Source organism: Hymenobacter duratus, assembly GCF_014698995.1.
Lineage (GTDB): Bacteria > Bacteroidota > Bacteroidia > Cytophagales > Hymenobacteraceae > Hymenobacter > Hymenobacter duratus.
This window is the reverse complement of record NZ_JACWZZ010000004.1, coordinates 406,933-424,944: the sequence shown is the minus strand read 5'-3', so window position 1 is coordinate 424,944 and position 18,012 is coordinate 406,933. Positions and strand designations below refer to the sequence as shown.

Sequence of the window (18,012 nt, the reverse complement as noted above, 5' to 3'; positions counted from 1 at the left end):
GGCGGTTTGTTTGTGATTTTTGGTGCTTGAAACTGGAGCTACCAGGCCAAAGTCGCCCAAAGCCCAACCGACTACCCAATTCCCCCTCAGTGCACATTCTGCAACTCTGTCCGCGCGTTCCGTATCCGCCCACCGATGGCGGGGCTATTGCCATGTACGATGTGGCGGCGGGCCTCGTGCGGGCCGGCCACCGCGTCACGGTGCTGGCCCTGAACACGCCCAAACACCACCAGCCCGCCGATGCCCTCAACCATCTGGGCCCCAACCTGCGCCTAGTAGCCGTGGACGTCGATACGCGCCTCTCCCCGGTGAAAGCCCTGCGTAACTTGATGAGCAGCAGCCTTCCTTATAACGTGGAGCGGTTTGTGAGCGAAGAAGCCGCCACCCAGCTTACCGAGATTCTGCGTACGCAGCCTATTGACGTGGTCCAGATGGAAGGCTCGTTCGTGGCGTGGTACGTGGATGTGGTGCGGCGCGTGGCACCCGGTGTGCCGGTGCTGCTGCGGGCGCACAACGTAGAGTACACCATCTGGCAGATGCTGGCCAGCCGCGAACGGAACCCGCTGAAGCGCTTCTACCTGCGCCATCTGGCCAGCCGCGTGCAGCAGTTCGAGCACGACTACCTGCCTCGCTTCGATGCGGTGGCGGCCATCACGGAGCCCGACCAGCAGCGTCTGCGCCACATGGGTTGCAAAGAACCGGTGGTATTTGTGCCGGCCGGGGTGCACCTGGAGCGTTTTCAGCCCGATCCGGCCATCCGGCCCAAGCCCCGCACGCTGTTTATGATTGGCTCCTTCGACTGGCTGCCGAATCAGGAAGGGCTCGACTGGTTTCTGGCCGAGGTGTGGCCGAAGGCGCACGCGCTGTATCCGGAGCTGGAGCTGCATCTGGCCGGCAAGCAGATGCCGGCCCGGTTCCGGGAGTTGCAGCAGCATGGCATCACGGTGCACGGCTTCGTAGAGTCAGCGGCGGCCTTTATGCAACAGTACGATATTATGCTGGTGCCGCTGCTGAGCGGCGGCGGCATGCGCATCAAGATTATCGAAGGCATGGCCCTGGGCAAATGCATTCTGAGCACTACACTGGGAGCCGAAGGCATTCATGCCCGCGACGGCTACGACATCGTGCTGCGCGATGAGCCCGCCGCCTGGCTGGAAGTGCTGGGCCGCTACTATGAAGGCCACCTGCCCACCGACCTGATCGGCCAGGAAGCCGCCCATACCATCCGGCGGCTTTACGACAACCGCCGCATTGTGGAGAGCTTCCTGGACCTGTACACCATCCTGACGCCTGTACGCGTATGACACTGACCGCGGCCCTCGCGGCCGGCGTACTCTGGGGCAGTCTGCTGCTGGTGGCCCACACCTACGTGCTGTTTCCGCTGCTGCTGGCCCGGCTGGCCCGCACGCGCCGCCAGAATCAGCAGGTGTTTGCGCCAGATGCCCCGGACCTGCCTGCCGTGGATATTCTGCTGGCCGTGTACAATGAGGAGCAGGTGATTGAGGAGAAAATCCGCTCCACTTTCGCCACCACCTACCCGCTCCACAAGCTCACCTTCTACATCGGCTCCGACAACTCACAGGACCGTACTAATGCGCTGGTGGAGCGGCTGGCCGCCAAGCATCCGCAGTTGCGGTTCCGGCCGTTTGGGCAGCGCACCGGCAAGCCCGGCGTAATTGAGGCGCTGGCTCGCGAGGCTACCGCGCCGGTGCTGGTACTCACAGATGCCAATGTGTTTTTCGCCCCCGATACCCTGTATCAACTGGTGAAGCACTTTCGCAATCCGGTAATCGGGCAGGTAGGCGGCAACATCCTCAACCCAGACCACCGCCAGGAAGGCATATCGGGTCAGGAAAAGGCCTATCTGGAGCGCGAAAACCTCATCAAGTATCAGGAAGGCGTTGTATGGGGCGCTATGATTGGTGCTTTCGGGGGCTGCTTCGCGGTGCGGCGTGCCTGCTACCATCCGGCCCCGGCTTCGTTTCTGGTGGATGACTTCTTTATTTCCATGGCCGTGCTGCAGGACGGCTACCAGGCCATCAACGAGCTGGAGGCCGTGTGCTACGAAGACGTGTCGGACAGGCTGCCGGAGGAGTTCCGGCGTAAGGCGCGCATCTCGGCCGGCAACTTCCAGAACCTGCTGGCTTTCCGGCGCCTGCTGTGGCCGCCGTGGCGCGGCGTGAGCTTTGCCTTCTGGTCGCATAAGGTGCTGCGCTGGCTCACGCCGCTGCTGCTGCTGCTCATGCTGCTGGCCAACTCGGTATTGGTGCTGCAGGGCGGCGGCTGGTTCTACCAATTGATGCTGGCCGGGCAGATAGGCGTGCCGCTGCTGTTGCTGCTCGATGCCGGCCTGCGCCGCTTGGGCACTCATTCGCGCCTGTTGCGCTTTATCACGCACTTCTACAGCATGAATGCCGCGTTGCTGGTGGGCCTGTGGCGCTTTCTGCGTGGCGTGCGCACCACGGTCTGGGAGCCCACGCAACGGTTTCAGAAGAGCAAGTAGTCCTGCCTGCTCGGCAAGTCCGTGGCCGATGCGGCTCTACTGTCTGCCTGATGGGGCCAAGGTGAAGTTGGGCCTTATCAGGCAGAACGCGAATCTCGGCAGTTCCCATTTTCGCAATCTGCGTTTGCGTAACTTCGCGGCACTGTTGCTGGTTGTAGCAGCAGCTTCGCGCCGGTTCCCGCCGGAACAACCAACTCCGCGAAGTCCCATTCATCTGTTTTAATCCGCTATGCTGGATTCCATTGAAGAGGCCATTGCCGATATCCGCGCCGGAAAGGTGGTGGTAGTAGTGGACGACGAAGACCGTGAAAACGAAGGCGACTTCATCTGCGCTGCCCGTTGCGCTACGCCGGAAGTCATCAATTTCATGGCCACCCACGGCCGCGGCCTGGTGTGCGCCCCGCTCATCGAAGACCGTTGCGAAGCCCTGGGCCTGGAGCTGATGGTAGGCCGTAACACGGCGCTACACGCCACGCCCTTCACCGTGAGCATCGACCTGCTGAAAAACGGCGTGACCACCGGCATTTCAGCCTCCGACCGCAGCAAAACCATCCTGGCCCTTATCGACCCCGACACCAAGCCAGAGGAGCTGGGAAAGCCGGGCCATATTTTCCCACTGAAGGCCCGGAAAGAAGGCGTACTGCGCCGCGCCGGCCACACCGAAGCCGCCATCGACCTGTCGCGCCTCGCGGGCTTCGAGCCGGCCGGCGTGCTGGTGGAAATTCTGAAGGAAGATGGCGAAATGGCCCGCCTGCCGGAGCTGCGCGAAATAGCCACGAAATGGGGCCTGAAGCTGATTTCGGTGCAGGACCTCATCAAGTACCGTCTCGAAAAGGAAAGCCTCATCACTCGCGACATTTCGGTGCAGATGCCTACCCAGTGGGGCGACTTTGAACTGGTGGCCTACACCCAGCGCACCAATGGGGCCCAGCATCTGGCCCTGGTAAAAGGCGACATCAGCGGCCCCGAGCCGGTGCTGGCCCGCGTGCACAGCTCCTGCGTTACGGGCGACATTTTCGGGAGCTGCCGCTGCGACTGTGGTCCGCAATTGCACCGCGCCATGGCTCAGATTGAGCGAGAAGGCCGTGGGGTGGTGGTTTATATGAACCAGGAAGGCCGGGGCATCGGACTGCTCAATAAGCTGCGGGCCTACAAGCTGCAGGAGCAGGGCCGCGACACCGTGGAAGCCAACCTGGAGCTGGGTTTCGGGATGGATGAGCGCGACTACGGCGTGGGCGCGCAGATTCTGCGCGACCTGGGCGTTTCGAAGATGCGCCTGCTCACCAACAACCCCCGCAAGCGTACAGGCCTCATCGGCTACGGCCTCGAAATCGTGGACACGATGCCCATAGAAATCGAGCCCAATCAGCACAACGAGACGTACCTGACCACCAAGCGCGACAAGCTGGGGCACACCATCCTGAGCAAAGACAGGGGCCCGCACCCGGCCCAGACGGCCGCCGAAATGCTGCCTACAGAGTAGCAGGAGCCAGTGTAGTCTGCTTTGTCTCCATGAAAACGCCCAGAGCTGGAAAGGCTATGGGCGTTTTTTGTGTGGGCGTATTACCGTAGCGTGGGCTGCGCACTTTCTTGTTTGGTGGCGTGTATAGGAAGTATAGCTACAAGGTGTCTTCTGTATATCTTGGGTAGTCTGAAAACGGACCGGCGCATGATGAAATGGTAAAAGCCGGCCTTGCGCTTATCTTGTCCCACCGCCCCGTTCCTATGAAACCCACCTATTTACTCGTCCTGCTGGTGCTGGCCGCCCAACTCCTAACCATTCTGCCGGCACAGGCCCAGAGCCAGCGCCCTATGGTACAGGAGTTTGCTGGCAGCACCATTCTGCTCGCCAACGGCGATACGCTACGGGGCCCTGTTACGCTGCGCCGCGACCAGGACGTGTTGCTTATGGCCCAGCCCGATGGGACCATTACCACCCTGTCGGCTGTTTCCATCAACAGCTTTGCGGTGAAGGGAGAAGAAGTAGACAGCCGCCGCGGCAGCGGCTACTACGACAATTTCTATGATGCGCGCAATGGCTATTTCTATGGCAACCCCATGTACGGGGTGCCTCGGATGCGGCCGGAAACGGAGAATCTGAACCGGGTGCGTGTATTCCGCACCTTTCGCTGGAACCGCGGAAACGACTACAGTGACTTCAAGTCGCCGGCGTTTTTCGAGCAGCTCAGCAATGGCCCCCGGATGCTGCTGCGGCGTGAGTCGCTGGTAGAGCGCACCGTCAACAACGGCCCTTACGGGTATGGCGGTGGCTACGGCTACGGCGGCGGGCGTTACCTCAGCTCCTTCACGCAGGTAAAAGACGATTTCTACCTAGCCACGCCGGCGGGGGGCATTATTCCGCTGCGCAACCCCAAAAAGGACTTGCTGGCCGTGTTTCAGGCCCAGGCGAAGCAGCTGGAGCAATATGCCAAAGACAACAAGCTCAGCTTCACGGTAGCCCGCGAGTTGGCCTTCATCGTGAACTACGCCAACTCGCTGGTGAAGGAATAAGCCGGGTTGGCGGTGTGGCGGGTTGGAGGATTAGAGCATACTGAATCCACTGACCCACCATGCCACCAACCCGCTACCGTCTACAGGTCGCGGCTGCGCAGCACCAAGTAGCTCAGGCCCCAAAATAGCGCCGTGTAGGCCAACGCCAGCGGCAGCGCCTGCGTCGGGAGCAGTGCCAGCGAAGGGCCGGCCACGGTATCCATCAGCTCCTGGCCGGGCATGGGTGTGAGGCTGTTGAAGATTTTGGCTGGCAGATAGCGGTCCAGCTCATCAGGCAGCGAAAGGCGCAGCAGCGGCTCCGCCACCCACAGATACAGCAGAAACACCAGAATGGCGGCTCCACTGCGGCGCACGAGCACGGCCACCAGCGCCGCCAATGACAGTAGTCCCAGCACCTGCACGCCATAGAGCAGCACGGTCGGCAGCCCGGCGGCGGCCTGATCGGCGGTGCCGGCGGCGCGCGTCAGGCCAAAGTAGAAGCCTATGCCCACTACCACCAGCGCCGCAAAGCCAGCCAGCAGCCCTGACACGGCGAGCTTGCCCTGTACCAGCTCGCCTACGGATGCTCCGTCGATGACCTGCTGGCGGAAGGTGCGGAACTGAAATTCGTCGGTGATAAGAATGATGAACAGCACGCCCAGCAGCATGGTAAAGTAGCTGGCCACGTACGCCAGCTTGCTCCACAGCGCCGGAAACACGTACAACGACTCGCCCAGTTTCTGGCCGTTCACTGTCAGGCTGCCACCGGCCGACACAAACAGCAGCAACAGTACCGCGTAGGCCAGCAGAATAATCCAGACGGTACGATAAGGAAGAATCTTGCGAAGTTCGGCGCGGAAAAGCATAGGAATTATGGTTGGATGCTGATGGTCAGTTGTTCGTTGCTGGCAGGTAGAGTTGTCACTTGCCAGTAGGTCGGGGGGGGGGGATGGATGGTTCTGAAAGCAGAAGGTTTCTCCTTTGCAATCAGCAACCGGCAATCAACCACCCGCTACTACCGGGTTAGCTCAAGAAACTGCGCCTCCAGGCTGCGGTGGCGGATTTCGAGGCCGGCCAGCACAATACCCTGCTCAAACAAGGCCCGATTGACATCGGCCGGACCATGGCTGGCCGCAACAGCGGCGCTCAAGATGCCGCCGGTTTCCGGGCGCACATCCGATACCCACGGCAGGGCGGCCAGCGCCTGCTGCACCAGCGCGGCCGGAGTGTCGGGAGCAGGCCGGAGCAGCACCCGGTCGGCGGTGGCCAGGATGTTGCTGACCGGCCCGGCTGCCCGAAGCTCGCCGCGCTGCAGCACCGCTACGTGGGTGCATACTTTCTCTATCTCATCGAGCAGGTGGCTGGCCAGAATGATGGTTTTGCCCTCGGCTGCCAGGCGCTGCACCAAGCTGCGCACTTCGGCAATGCCCTGCGGATCGAGGCCGTTGGTAGGCTCATCGAGCACCAATACTTCGGGGCTGCCGAGCAGGGTAGAGGCCAGGGCCAGCCGCTGCTTCATGCCCAGCGAAAAGCCCCGGAACGCGTCGTGCTGGCGCGTGCCCAGGCCCACGGCGTCCAGTGCCTGATCTACGCTACGCGTATCGGCCTGCTTCACGTCGGCGGCCAGCAGCAGGTTTTGGCGGGCCGAAAGGTAGGGGAAGAAGTTGGGCGTTTCGAGCAGCGCTCCAATGCGGCGGCGGTTAGCGGCCGTCGGTTCCTGCCCAAACCAGCGCACCGTGCCGCTCGAAGCCCGCAGCACGCCCAGCGCAATGCCCAGCGTAGTGGTTTTGCCGCTGCCATTCGGGCCCAGCAGGCCATACACGCTGCCCGGCTCCACCTGCAGCGTCAGGCCCTTTAATGCCGTAGTGCCGCCGTAGGTTTTGGAAAGGTTTTCAAGTTCGAGGATGGGCATGTGGGCAAGCTAGAGAGAAGAGAGAGGAGGTTGCAATATCAGACCGTCATTTCGCACGTTAGAACGTCATTCCGAGCGCAGCCGAGGGATCTCGCGTGTTGAGCTGAGGTTGTGGTGGTACTTATTACCACACTAGCGAGATTCCTCGGCTGCGCTCGGAATGACTTCAAGCGGCGGCCAATCGGCGCCTTACTCCACCGTCGGGAGCGGGCCGCCCAGCCAGCGGGCCACGGGGTAGCGCAGGTGGGTCTTTTCGTAGTTCGGCGACTGGCGGTATACCCAATCCAACTGGGCCGCGCCGCTGGCCGCGAAGGCCGGGTTTTGCTGCTTGAGTTTTTCCAGCCGTTCCCGTAGCGCTGGGTCCTGGCGGAGTAGGGTGGCCGCTACATCCTCGAACACGTAGTCGGAGAAATACTCTTTCTGCTGCAGAATGCCGTCGAAAAAGCCCCAGGCAAAAAATGAGTCGGTGGCCTGCGGCTCCAGCGTTTCGATGAGGTAGCGGGCCGCGGGCTGGTCGAGCAGCGCCACGTAGTCGCCCTGGCGGAAGGCCAGCGGCTGCTGGGTGGGGCGCACTTCTACTGCAGTGTGCAGGTAGTGGCCTTCGTAGGGCCGCTGGCCGGTTTTGTAGTCCTGGATGTGGTAGACTTCGGCCGTGAGCGTGGTGTCGCGGCGCAGGCGGCGCAGCTGCACGCCCGAGAGGCGCAGGCGCTCCAGCACCTCGCCCCAGGCCTGCGGAATGAGGTAGGCCGCCGGCCGCTGCACCTGCACAGTGGGCCGGAACGTGTTGTAGTAGGGAATCTGCCGGGAGAAAGGCGCTTTCCGGTCGTAGTAGAGGCGGGACTGGCCGCTCACGTCGCTGGGTTTCATGCGGCCCTCGTAGCCCAGAAACATGGTTTTTTCGGCGGCAGTAGTGTCCAGCTTCCAGGCCAGTGGGAAGGTGGCTTGCGTTTGCTGCTGCTGCCGGGCGTCGGTGCGGGCCTGAGCCAGCGCGTCTTTCTGCTGCGCCACGGCCTGTACCAGCAGCTCCAGGAAATCGTACTGGGCCTTCACGCGGGGCGCATACGCCTTCAGCATGTGCGTTTCCGTCACGAAGCCGATGGTGTTGAACAGCGTGGTATAGCCGGTGGAGTAGCGGGGCGTTTCCAGAAACCCCGTCAGCCCCCGCGCATCCGGCGTGCGGCCCTGGAAGTCCACGTAGGGCGTCATCGGGGTTTTGCGCTTGGCCATGCCGCCGTAGAGGGCGGGCAGCAGTTGGCTGCGCATATACTGGCTCAGGGCCGGGTGCAGTTTGTCGGGCTGCGTGGCAATGAGCGTCATGGTGTGCTGGTAGTCGGCGCCGTTGGAGGTGTGCGTGTCCACGAACACATCGGGCTGCCAGCGCTGAAACAGTTGCGCAAACGAGCGGGCATTGCGCGAATCCTGCTTGATGTAGTCCCGATTCAGGTCGAGGTTGCGGGCGTTGCCGCGGAAGCCGTACGATTCGGGCCCGTTCTGGTTGGTGCGGGTCGTGGAGTTACGGTTCAGCGAGCCATCCACGTTATAAATCGGGATGATAACCAGTGTGATGTCCGTGAGCTGCTGCCGGAGCTTTTTCTGCTGCACATAGTCGCGGGCCAGCATCATGGCGGCGTCAATACCTTCTGGCTCGCCGGGGTGAATGCCGTTCTGGATAAACACCACGCGGCGCCCTTTGGCCCGCACCGAAGCCGGGTCGGCGTCGCCGTCGAGGCTGACCACGACTTCGTGCAGCGGCAGGCCGTTGTCGGAGAAGCCGGCCGCGCGCATCGTTATTTCGGGGTAGGCGGCATCCAGCTTCTGATAGTAGCGGATGCACTCGGCGTAGGTAGTGGTGGTGGTGCCGTTGCCCAGCTCGTAGGGCGTGCGCCAGTCGGTTTTCGGCGGAGCCGAGGTCAGCAGGAGGGTAGAAAGCAGAACGGAGAGCATGCGGCAAAGGAAGGAAAACCAAATGGCTTCCGGTGCATGCAGCGTCTCATTCCGGCTAAATCAGATAAACAGTGCCGCCGATTAATACAGCCGCCGCAGCGTGCGCGACGGAAACAGCATCTGGTCGAGGCTGTAGCGGCCGGGACCGGTGAACAGCAGCCCCAGAAACAGAAACGCCGATTCCAGCGCGTGCGAATAAGCCCCGAAGGCATCACCAGAGCTGACGTGCATGATGGTGGCCATCATCATGGTGCCCAGCAGCAAGGCGCAGGCCAGCCGAAAAAACAGGCCCAGGGCCAGCAGCTGCCCACCTACTGCTTCTGCTACGGCGGCCAGAAACCCCCAGAACACGGGCGCAAAGTCCAGCCCCACCAGCTTCATGACGCCTCCTACCTGTGCCCACATTTCCGGGCCACCAACGAGCTTGGGGTAGCCATGAATGGTGAACATGACCCCGATACCTACTCGCAGAAGCAGCAGACCAAAATCGTGGGTGCGGTAGCGGTTTTCAAACAGAACCATAGGGCGTACAGGAGGCCGGCGTGACGAATTGGGTAAGGCCGCAGAAAGGAATACGGCTTGCGTTGGCAAAGTACAAGAAATATCATGTACTACAATCCCTTGCCCGCGTCCTCTACTGGTAAAGTAATACCCCTGTAATGCGGGCGGCGGGCGGTATGTCGGCGGAACTCATTTCCTCGGGGTGCTTGTCGGGTAGTGAGTTCGGGTCGATGACCCAGGCTATCTTCACCTCGCCCGATACGGCGGCAAACCCGGCGGGCGTGTTGCGGACTTTGGTGAGGCCCAGATTCTGGCGGGCCGCCCCAAACGGCGAGCCTACCCCGATGCCTTCGGCCGTGCGGTATTGCGGGTCGTAGAGGCGGATGCGGCGCAGCCGGTAGCCAGTGGCCGAGTCGCCGATGAGGTGCAGGATGGAGGCCGGAGCATTGGGCTGCTGGGCGTCGCGCATCTCGTAGGCCGGCCGCAGCGTGCCTTGGTCATTGTAGGTGGTAGCACGGAGCAGGGCCGGCGAAATCAGCTTTTTGATCTGGGCTTCGCGCATTCCCAGTCGCAGCCGCCCGGCCTGCCCGGGACTGATAAGATGCAGAGAGTCAGGAAGGAGGGCCCCTGCGGACGTGCCCGGCTTCTTTTCTACCGCCGTTGACCCGGACCGGAGGGCCGACGGGTCGGTGGCGCCGGCAGGAGGCACGAAGGGCGGGGCGCCGGACTCAGAAGCGGTGCGGGAGTCGCAGGCGGTGAGCAGGCTGGTCAGTAGGGCCACGGAAAGCGCCGGTACAAACAGGGATATTCGGTTCAGCATCCTCTGCATACGGCCACAGCCGCGTGTGCGTTAGCCCGGCTGGCCGTTCGGCTGGCTGGTTGCTGTACGCCGCGGGCCGCCGCCCATCGGCTGCGTACCTTTGGCATCCATTCCGTTCACCACACTGTTCTGCCCGTGACTAGCACAAACCGCAAACCGCTGATTCTGATTTCCAACGACGACGGTATTACTGCGCCCGGCATTGCCACGCTGGTACGCGTGATGCGCCGCATCGGTGAAGTGGTGGTGGTAGCCCCCAACTCGCCGCAGTCCGGCATGGGCCACGCCATTACCATCGGTACTTCGCTGCGCCTCGACCCTAGCACCATTTTCGAGGGCATTGAGTCATATGAGTGCAGCGGCACGCCTGCCGACTGCGTGAAGCTGGCCAAGCACCACGTGCTGAAGGACCGCCAGCCCGACCTGGTGGTGTCCGGTATCAACCACGGGTCCAACTCGTCGGTGAACGTACTGTACTCGGGCACGATGTCGGCGGCCATTGAGGCCGCTATTGAAGGGCTGCCGGCCATCGGGTTTTCGCTCTGCGAATATGGCCACAACGCCGATTTTGAGCATGCCGAAGCCTGGGTAGAGCACATTGCCCGGCAGGCGCTGGAACACGGCGTTCCGACCGGAACGGCTCTGAACGTTAATATTCCCAAGAAGTCGGAGGCGCCTATTGCCGGTATCCGGATCTGCCGCCAGGCCCGCGCCAAATGGCAGGAGGAGTTCGACCTGCGCCACGACCCGTACAAGCGCCCTTATTACTGGCTGATCGGCGAATTCGTGAACCTCGACCAGGGCACCGATACCGACGAGTGGGCGCTGGCCAACAACTTCGTCTCCATCGTGCCCTGCCAGTTCGATCTGACGGCGCATCACGTCATCGGGAATATGAATGCCGGCTGGCAGCTCGGCCCCAGCCTTCCGGTTCAGGAGAAGCCTGCGCCACACCTGGGCAGCGCCACGCCCGCTCTCGGCGAGTCGGCGGAAGGGCTGGGGTAAGGGACAGGAAAAGCAAACGCCGCCCGTTGAACCCACGCAGGGTTTGGCGGGCGGCGTTTTCATTGGTTTTCAGCCAGCCAGGTGGTATGTTGCTGTCGTCGGGCTGCTATCTTTCGCGCTAGGTAGCTCGGTAATAGCAGTCTGCGGGTGATGATGAACAGGATAATGCGCTTCGGTGTACTGGTGCTCGGCCTGCTGGCGGGCAGCGTGGCCGGGTTTGGGCAGCCAGCTGGCAGCGGTAGCCCGTCAGCGGCTGAGCTGAAGAAAAATATTGCTCTCGTTTCCAGCAAGGGCGAGGAGGATGGCGGCTTGCTGATTGCCAAAACGGCCCGGCAGGTAGCCCTCTACCTGTTATTCCACGAGCTTTCGGCTGCCGAGGCCAGGAAGCTAGGCTTGTATTTGTCCGTTGACTCGAAAGATGCCGCGCAGTTTCGGGTATATCTATTCAACTACCATTCGGGTGGCACTCGTGGGCAGGTGAATGTGCCTGTGATGCAGTGGAAAAACCAGGCAGGGCAGCTTTTTTCCTATGCGCCGGCGCTGGAAGCCGGGTTTTATGAAATCCACAAGCTGAAAAGCTCCGGCCGAAAGCTCTATCTGCTGCTGGCCGACGAGCAGGGCAGCAGCCGCTGCATGCAGCGAATCGCATACGTGATGGAGCTGAAGGGAAATTATCTGCTACTCGACGCGCCAGCCTTCGACCAAAGTCCTTATCTAAGCCTGTGCGACGTGTCGATGGAGTTTGACGTCCGTCAGCAGCTATTACGCCTCGATGTAACCGAGTTTGACTTCGAGTATTATGAGCCTCAGGATGAACCCCGCCGGTTACTGGCGCGCTGGGGCTTTCGAAGCCTGGAGGCTACTCCCCGGCTGACGCTGAAATTCAACGGGCAGCGTTTTACTAAGCCATAGGCCCCCATTGGTTTTCCTGCGGAAGCAACAGCTGGCTTACTGTGCCTTACAGGCGGGGGTGCTGCGAAGTTGGCGGCCCCGGCCGGACGCGCCGCAGGGCCTGCCCGGTTGTGCGGTGCAGTACGGGCACATTGCCGTGGGCAATAACAGTGTGTGGCGCGGGGGGCCTATGCGTCAGGAGCCAGCCCAGCAGCAGTATAGCAGCCAGCCCCAGCAATAGCAGCAGACTCGTTTTCATGAGGTGGCAGGAAACAGGTGGAAACACGAAGCTACCTGCTTCTGCATGAAGACTATATGAGGAATTTGGCTTCAGCTAGCTGCCGCCGACTGCTGGCCCGCGCCAAATTCCAGCACGAACGTCGTGCCTTTGCTCACTTCTGAGGTAGCCGTGAGCGTAGCTTCGTGGAAGGTGGCAATAGTGAGGGCAATGGGCAGGCCCAGGCCGTAGCCTTCGGGGGCCGCCGCGCCGGCCGCCTGAAACCGCCGGAACCGGTCGAAAAGATGCGGCAGGTTTTCGGGCGCAATACCGGGGCCCGTGTCGGCTACGGCCAAGCGGTAGCCGTGGCCGGGGAGGGGCTGGCCGGTTACGGTGATGTTGCCACCCCAGCGGTTGTACTTGATGGCGTTGCTGACCAAATTGAACAGGAGCGTAAACAGGAGCGTGTGGTTGCCGCGGGTCAGCACGTAGTCGGGCTCCAGCTGCACGCGCAGGTGCAATTCGCGCTGGGCCAGCCGGTCATCCAACTCGTTGATTACCTCGGCCAGCACCGCCGAAAGCGACACGGTGTCCTCGCGCAGGTACTGCTCATTTTCGATATTGGCAATGAGCAGCAGCGTCCGGACGGTGTTGCGCAGGCGATACAGCGTTTTCTGCGAATCCACGATTTTGAGCGAGTGCGCATGGCTGAGCTCGGGGTCCTGCAGCATGTTCTCGAACCTCGACTGCAGAATACTGACCGGCGTCAGCAGCTCGTGCGACACATTGCTCATAAACTCCCGCTCCTTTTCAAACGCCGATTGGATCTGGCGCATCATTTCGTTGAGGCTGTCGTCGAGGCGGCGGAAGTCGGTGGTGGAGGTGGGAATGGGGGCAAACGGAAAAGCCGAAGGGTGGCGCACGTTGCGCAGCTTGCGCGTAATCAGCTCACCCAGGGGCCGCAGCAGAAAGCGCGCAAAGGCGGCATCCGTCGCAATGGTCAGCAGGGCCCCGATGATAAGCACCCACAGCGCCAGCCGCCGCAGCGTATCTTCCAGCAGCTCCACCGTGGCCAGCGACGAGCCGATTTCGAGCCGGTAGGGGCGGCCCTGGGCCAGGAAACGGTAGCTCAGAATCCGGAAGTCTTCCACTTGCTTATCCACCTGCCGCTGCTCATCGAAAACTTTTTCCTCTGGCAGCGCCACGGCCGGGCCCTGTTCCGGAGTGAGCGTAATGTATTCCTGCTTCAGAATATTGTAGTCGGCATAAGCCTCATCCTGCTCCTGCCGCACAAAAGCGGCCAGTCCGTCGCGGGCAATGAGGCTTAGAACTTCCTGTTTCTTCTCATGTAGGCGCTGGTCGGTGTGCGACACGGCCACCCGGCTCACTACCGGCGGAATCACCAGTGCCCCCAGTAGCACCAGCAGCAGCTTTGAGAGGGCATTAAAGAGGGCGAGTTTCGCTTCTAAGCGCATAGCCGGATGGTGGAGTGAGGGCTGCTTCGCTCACTAAGCGAGAATTGGAGGGGCCACAAAGGGCTGTGTTGCTGGACGGGCGGCAGTAGCAGATGACGGCCGCCTACTCCGCCACCCGATAGCCGATACCGCGCACCGTTTCCAAAAAATCGGCGGGGGCGAAGGGCGTGAGTTTCTTGCGGATGTTCTTGATGTGCACATCAATGTAATTGGAATCGGAGTCGTCTTCCAGCACGTTGCCCCAGAGGTGCTCCCCCAGCTGCAGGCGCGTCAGAACCCGGTTTTTGTGCAGCACTAGGTAGTGGAGCAGGTCAAACTCCTTTTTGGTGAGCGGCACTTCCTGCTCGCCGTGGCGCAGCACGCGTCCCGTTACATCCATCTGAAAGCCCTGCCCAAACGCAACCTCCTGGCGCTTCAACCCAAACTTACGGCGCGTGATGGCCTGCATTCGGCTCTGCAGCTCCAGTAGCGAGAAGGGCTTGGGCAGATAATCGTCGGCGCCCAAGTCGAGGCCTTTGATCCGGTCGTCTAGGTCGCCGCGGGCCGTAAGAATGATAAATGAGGCTTCCTGCTGGTCGTTTTGGCGGGCTTCGCGGAGCAGGGTCAGGCCGTCGCCGTCCGGCAGGCCCAGGTCCAGCAGCACAAAGTCGTAGCTGTTCACGAAGACCTTTTCGGACGCATCGGCGAAGGAAAAGGCGGAATCGACGATGTATTGGGACTGAATCAAAAACTGCCGCATTTCTTCGTGCAGGCTTTTCTCATCTTCAACAATCAGGACGTGCATGGAGCATGTAGCTTAAATGGTGCTGCAACATACGAGCCGCAGCCGTGAAGAGTACATGAAGTAGACCACCAGAAGGCCACCTACCGGAAAACATAGGTTCCGGCTGGTTGCCGGGCCGAAGCTTACCGCTGCAGGTACGCCCCCAAATCGGAAATCGACGCAATACCCAGCGTGGCGGCCTGTTGCCGGCGCATGAGCAGGGCATACGTGTTGTTGAAGCCCAGCGGCGCCAGCCATTCCAGCCCGTAGCGTCGCCGGAAACCCAGCTGCACATACCGGAACACTGCGTCGGCATTGCCACCCAATGAGTCGACGACGGCAGGTGGCGGCTGCAGCAATACCAGCAGGCCCGTGCCGGTGTATTCCGGATACATGTCGATGGCGCCGGTACGCAGGGCTTCAAAGCAGATAGTAGTGCCGCCCAGTCCGGTTTTGGTGCTGACGTCGAGTGAAGTATAGCCCCGGATAAGCGCCGCGTACAGTTCGGTCAGGATGTATTGTTCGGCAAAAATCTTGGAACCCAGCCGCACGACGGCAGCATCTGGGGCCAGCGGCCGGGGTGCCTGCCACAGCCCGCGCCGCCGCAGAAACTGCAGGGCCACTGCCTTCGGCTCCTGATGCAGATAATCGACGCGGTAATTGAGGTCCGTCATTACGGAGTCGGAAAGCTGCCCGGTGAGCTTCGCAAACACGGCGCGCAGTTCCGGATGGGCTGCCAGCAGCTGCGGCCGCACCACCGGAGCGGCATAGTAGGGCGGAAAAACGCGTCGGTCGTCGTGAAGCACCTGCAACTGGTAGGCCTTGATGCGTCCATCCGTGGAGTAGCCATCAATCACATCGACGTTGACATTGCGGGCCGCTTCGTACACCAGGGCCGGAGCCAGCACCACACTAGGCAGATGGCGCAATCCATACGCCTGCCGCAGCCCCGGTAGTCCGTCGGCACGCCCCACAAACTCCGGGCTGAAGCCGGCTAGCAGCTTGCCCGTGGCTCTGGGCAGCAGGTAGAGGCCCGCCAGCAGCGGCAGCGCCACCAGCAGGGCACGGCCCACCCGCGTCAAGTTTCGTACTGAGAGGCGCTGCACGCCGGCCAGCGCCGCATCGAAAGCCAGTGCCAGCGCCGCCGCCGGAATAGCACCCGCCAGAATCATGACCGGGTTGTTGAGAGCAATGCCGCCAAAAATGAACTCCCCCAGGCCACCAGCCGCCACATAGGCTGCCAGCGTCGCCACACCCACATTGATAACCGCTGCCGTCCGGATGCCCGCAAACAGCACGGGCAAAGCCAGCGGCAGCTCTACCCGGCGCAACAGTTGCCCATCGGTGAGGCCCAGGCCGCGGGCCGCATCCACCACGGCAGCCGGCACGCCCTGAACACCCGCTACCGTGTTGCGGATGATGGGCAGCAGCGCATACAGGAACAGAGCCAGAATAGCGGGCCAGTGGCCGATGCCCATAAGTGGAATCAGGAACCCCAGCATCGCAATGCTAGGAATGGTTTGGAGGATGCCAGCGGCGCCCAGCACCCACGGTGCCAGCCGGGGCCGGCGCGTAAGCCAGAGCCCTAGCGGCACTCCTACCAGCACACCCAGTAGCAGCGACGCCGCCGTCAGACCAATGTGCTGCAAGGTTTGCTCGCCCAGCTTTCCAGCCTGCGCCAGCCAGAAGGAGAAGAGGTCAGTGAGTAGTTTCATGAGCGGCGCAGGTGCTGAATGGCTTGGCCAAAAGCCCCCATCAGGGACGAAATAGTGAGGCTTATTGGCGAGCCGGTATCGGCAGACCGCACGAAAAGTACCTGCTCCTCAGCCAGAGTAGTCAGTTCAGATGCATTGCTCAGCGCCTCAATGGCTTCCTGTATCGTTGCTGTAGGTGGAATGGTGTTACGGTTTGATAGTGAATTATTTGTTGAACCAGAGACTAAATAAGGTAGCAGGTCGGTAAGGCGCAGCGTGCGTAGCTGCAACGCCAGTTGCTCGGCTGCGAAGAACCGGCGCACAAAATCGTTGGCTGGGCTGAACAGCAACTCCTGGGGCGTGCCCAACTGCTGGACCTGCCCGGCGTCAAGCAGCAGAATCCGGTCGGCCAACTCGAAGGCTTCTTGCACATCGTGCGTGACCAGCACCATGGTTTTGCGCCGCAACTCCTCCAGTTCCCGAAACTCACGTCGGATGCTGGTCCGTGTAATCGGGTCGAGGGCGCCGAAGGGCTCATCGAGCAGGATAAGCGGCGGGTCGGCGGCCAGCGCGCGGGCCAGGCCCACCCGTTGTTGCTGCCCGCCCGAAAGTTGGTGCGGATACTGATTAGCGTATCGGGCCGGGGGCAGGTGCAGCCTGTTGAGTAGCTCCTCGGTACGTGTTGCTATTGAGGCCGGCGCATGGCCAAGCAGGCGGGGGACTACCCCCACGTTCTCGGCTACGGTATAGTGCGGCAGCAGCCCAACCTGTTGAATCACGTAGCCAATGCCCCGCCGCAGTTGCTCGGGCCGCGGGTGGCGCACATCCTGCCCAAATACTTCCACCGTGCCGCTGTCGGGCTCCACGAGGCGGTTGAGCATGCGCAACAGGGTAGTTTTGCCGCAGCCGCTGGGACCCAGCAGCACCAAGGTTTCGCCGGGAGTTAACTCAAACGAAACGTCCTGCACCACCGCGTGGCCATCGTAGTGCTTGCTAAGGTGCTGGGCGCGGATGGCAGGAGTAACGGGAGGCACCATATAGTCAGGTTGGGGCCAGACACAGGAGCAAATACGGCTGGCCAGCGTAAGGTAGAAGGGAAACCCGATATTTAGGGCTGGATAGCCGCTTCCCACCCCAGCTACCCTGCAGGGCTTTGCCGCCGCCGGGTAGCCTTCCATCTACATCTTCCCGCATCCCGCTATGAGTTTTCCGCGCCGCCCTCTCTACTTTCTGCTGCCGCTGCTTGTACTGCTACTGAGCAGTAACTGCGGCCTGCTTACGCCGCAGCACGACCGTTACGTAACTATCGTGTATGTAGTGCGGCACGCCGAAAAAGACCTAACCCCCGGTCTAACTGACCCACCCCTGACGGCGGCCGGACGGCAGCGGGCAGTAGCGTTGCGGGAGAAAATATTCGAGCAGGCCCGGCCCAGCATCATCTTCACTACCAATACGGCCCGCACCCGCGCCACGGTGCAGCCCCTAGCAGACCTGATGAAGCTGACGCCCCAGACCTACGACGCGCGGCAGCTACCTGCCCTGGCCCGCCAGATCCGGCGCGACCACCGGGGGCGGGTGGCAGTGGTAGTGGGGCACTCCAATACTATTCTTGAAACGGTAGAAGCGCTAGGCGCCCGCCGGCCGGTAGCAAGCGTCCCGGATGAGCAGTACGGCTACCTGTTCAAAGTGAAAATACCGCGCGATTCTACGCAGGCCGCAACAGTCGAAACGCAGATGTATTAGGCTGGGGCAGGGGCTAGATGCTGCAACCTGCCATCTTTTTCGGCTACTTTACCC

General features: G+C 61.7%; 17 protein-coding genes. 7 read left to right on the top strand and 10 right to left on the bottom strand.

Going from position 1 to position 18,012, the window contains the following annotated elements; translation table 11 throughout:
- Positions 1–89 precede the first annotated feature (89 nt).
- The 4 genes from IC231_RS17935 to IC231_RS17920 all read left to right on the top strand — a co-directional run bounded on the left by IC231_RS17935 (position 90) and on the right by IC231_RS17920 (position 5,014).
- Positions 90–1,304 (top strand): glycosyltransferase family 4 protein, encoded by a 1,215-nt coding sequence (locus tag IC231_RS17935; RefSeq protein WP_190785850.1) that lies wholly within the window; start codon positions 90–92, stop codon positions 1,302–1,304.
- On the top strand, positions 1,301–2,503 hold the full coding sequence (locus IC231_RS17930; RefSeq protein ID WP_190785849.1) for a glycosyltransferase: 1,203 nt from the start codon (positions 1,301–1,303) through the stop codon (positions 2,501–2,503). Before IC231_RS17935 ends, IC231_RS17930 begins: the two co-directional genes overlap by 4 nt.
- 229 nt (positions 2,504–2,732) lie before the next feature.
- Positions 2,733–3,986, top strand: a complete 1,254-nt coding sequence (locus tag IC231_RS17925) for a bifunctional 3,4-dihydroxy-2-butanone-4-phosphate synthase/GTP cyclohydrolase II (protein WP_190785848.1) — start codon at positions 2,733–2,735, stop codon at positions 3,984–3,986.
- 242 nt (positions 3,987–4,228) lie between these two features.
- Complete coding sequence (locus IC231_RS17920; RefSeq protein ID WP_190785847.1) at positions 4,229–5,014, top strand: hypothetical protein; 786 nt, start codon at positions 4,229–4,231, stop codon at positions 5,012–5,014.
- Positions 5,015–5,094: 80 nt separating this feature from the next.
- On the opposite strand, the gene IC231_RS17915 is transcribed toward IC231_RS17920, so the two are convergent.
- From IC231_RS17915 to IC231_RS17895, 5 genes are all read right to left on the bottom strand, one after another.
- Positions 5,095–5,859 carry an ABC transporter permease gene (locus IC231_RS17915; RefSeq protein ID WP_190785846.1) on the bottom strand — a complete coding sequence of 255 codons (765 nt, stop codon included), beginning with the start codon at positions 5,857–5,859 and terminating at the stop codon, positions 5,095–5,097.
- 149 nt (positions 5,860–6,008) lie between these two features.
- Positions 6,009–6,905, bottom strand: a complete 897-nt coding sequence (locus tag IC231_RS17910; protein WP_190785845.1) for an ABC transporter ATP-binding protein — start codon at positions 6,903–6,905, stop codon at positions 6,009–6,011.
- Positions 6,906–7,094: 189 nt separating this feature from the next.
- Positions 7,095–8,849, bottom strand: a complete 1,755-nt coding sequence (locus IC231_RS17905; protein WP_190785844.1) for a M14 family metallopeptidase — start codon at positions 8,847–8,849, stop codon at positions 7,095–7,097.
- A gap of 81 nt (positions 8,850–8,930) precedes the next feature.
- The gene (locus IC231_RS17900) at positions 8,931–9,371 is read right to left on the bottom strand and encodes a DoxX family protein (RefSeq protein ID WP_190785843.1); all 441 of its coding nucleotides are present in this window, start codon (positions 9,369–9,371) and stop codon (positions 8,931–8,933) included.
- A gap of 112 nt (positions 9,372–9,483) precedes the next feature.
- Positions 9,484–10,170, bottom strand: coding sequence for a hypothetical protein (locus IC231_RS17895; RefSeq protein WP_190785842.1), 687 nt, complete (start codon positions 10,168–10,170; stop codon positions 9,484–9,486).
- 135 nt (positions 10,171–10,305) lie between these two features.
- Here IC231_RS17895 and surE point away from each other — a divergent pair, with 135 nt between their 5' ends.
- Together surE and IC231_RS17885 are read left to right on the top strand one after the other, a co-directional pair.
- Positions 10,306–11,175, top strand: coding sequence for a 5'/3'-nucleotidase SurE (gene surE, locus IC231_RS17890; protein WP_190785841.1), 870 nt, complete (start codon positions 10,306–10,308; stop codon positions 11,173–11,175).
- Positions 11,176–11,325: 150 nt separating this feature from the next.
- Positions 11,326–12,087 carry a hypothetical protein gene (locus IC231_RS17885; protein ID WP_190785840.1) on the top strand — a complete coding sequence of 254 codons (762 nt, stop codon included), beginning with the start codon at positions 11,326–11,328 and terminating at the stop codon, positions 12,085–12,087.
- 46 nt (positions 12,088–12,133) lie between these two features.
- On the opposite strand, the gene IC231_RS17880 is transcribed toward IC231_RS17885, so the two are convergent.
- The 5 genes from IC231_RS17880 to IC231_RS17860 all read right to left on the bottom strand — a co-directional run bounded on the left by IC231_RS17880 (position 12,134) and on the right by IC231_RS17860 (position 17,252).
- Entirely contained in the window at positions 12,134–12,325 is a 192-nt protein-coding gene (locus IC231_RS17880) for a hypothetical protein (protein WP_190785839.1), read from the bottom strand.
- Between the two features lie 71 nt (positions 12,326–12,396).
- Entirely contained in the window at positions 12,397–13,758 is a 1,362-nt protein-coding gene (locus IC231_RS17875) for a sensor histidine kinase (RefSeq protein ID WP_190785838.1), read from the bottom strand.
- Positions 13,759–13,861: 103 nt separating this feature from the next.
- The gene (locus IC231_RS17870) at positions 13,862–14,542 is read right to left on the bottom strand and encodes a response regulator transcription factor (protein WP_185886376.1); all 681 of its coding nucleotides are present in this window, start codon (positions 14,540–14,542) and stop codon (positions 13,862–13,864) included.
- 122 nt (positions 14,543–14,664) lie between these two features.
- Complete coding sequence (locus IC231_RS17865; protein ID WP_190785837.1) at positions 14,665–16,236, bottom strand: ABC transporter permease/substrate-binding protein; 1,572 nt, start codon at positions 16,234–16,236, stop codon at positions 14,665–14,667.
- Positions 16,233–17,252 carry an ABC transporter ATP-binding protein gene (locus IC231_RS17860; RefSeq protein WP_190785836.1) on the bottom strand — a complete coding sequence of 340 codons (1,020 nt, stop codon included), beginning with the start codon at positions 17,250–17,252 and terminating at the stop codon, positions 16,233–16,235. The genes IC231_RS17865 and IC231_RS17860 overlap by 4 nt, the downstream gene beginning before the upstream one ends.
- A 163-nt stretch (positions 17,253–17,415) precedes the next feature.
- Between IC231_RS17860 and IC231_RS17855 the strand changes: the two genes are divergently transcribed.
- Positions 17,416–17,958 carry a histidine phosphatase family protein gene (locus IC231_RS17855; RefSeq protein ID WP_190785835.1) on the top strand — a complete coding sequence of 181 codons (543 nt, stop codon included), beginning with the start codon at positions 17,416–17,418 and terminating at the stop codon, positions 17,956–17,958.
- The last annotated feature ends 54 nt before the right edge of the window (positions 17,959–18,012 follow it).